Here is a 758-nt window from a genome sequence, read left to right as displayed (position 1 = left end):
CACCATGAAACTGGTCGCATCATGCTCGCGGGCCAGCCGGGTGATCTGCTGCTGCAACCCCGCCGGCCACTCGATCGGGAGGCTGGCCCCGCGATAATCGGCCACCGCCGGATACGGCCGATCCGTAGGCAACACCAGGCGCTCAGGCACGCCGGCCAACGCGTCTAGCCAATAAGCCAACTGCCCGCCGATGCGGCTACCGCAGTCATCAAGATCGCCCAACTGCTCACGCTGCCAGAGTGTGTAGTCGGCGTACTGCACCGCCAACGGCACCCAACCAGGGACCTGGCCCTGAGCACGGGCGGCATAAGCCACACCCAAATCCCGCGCCAACGGGGCGATCGACCAACCATCCCCAGCGATATGATGCACCACGATCACCAGCACATACTCATCGCCAGAGACACCGAAAAGCCGTGCCCGCAAAGGGATCTCGGTAGCCAAATCAAACGGGCGACGCACCACCGCGCCCACGGCCTCACCCAACCGGCTTTCCGGCCAGCCGCTGGCATCGATCACCGCCCAGCCGAACTCGACCCCCTCAACCGGCACCACCTGCTGCTCAGGAACCCCATCAACCGCCGAGAACACGGTGCGCAGGCTTTCATGGCGGCCCACCAGATCACCGATCGCAGCCTGCAGGGCGTCCACGTCGAGTGGCCCCGTGAGGCGCACCGCGATGGGCATGTTGTAAACCGCAGACCGGCCCAGCAACTGATCGATAAACCACAACCGGGACTGGGCAAACGACAACGGCA

The 758-nt window shown here is 64.9% G+C and carries 1 protein-coding gene; it reads right to left on the bottom strand.

Going from position 1 to position 758, the window contains the following annotated elements; all coding sequences use genetic code 11:
• Positions 1-758: condensation domain-containing protein (locus tag A5692_RS18550; RefSeq protein WP_231984371.1), on the bottom strand; the 758-nt coding region annotated here is incomplete at both ends.

This window comes from Mycobacterium sp. E342 (assembly GCF_001667665.1).
Taxonomy (GTDB): Bacteria; Actinomycetota; Actinomycetes; order Mycobacteriales; family Mycobacteriaceae; genus Mycobacterium.
This window is presented reverse-complemented; position numbering and strand designations above follow the sequence as displayed.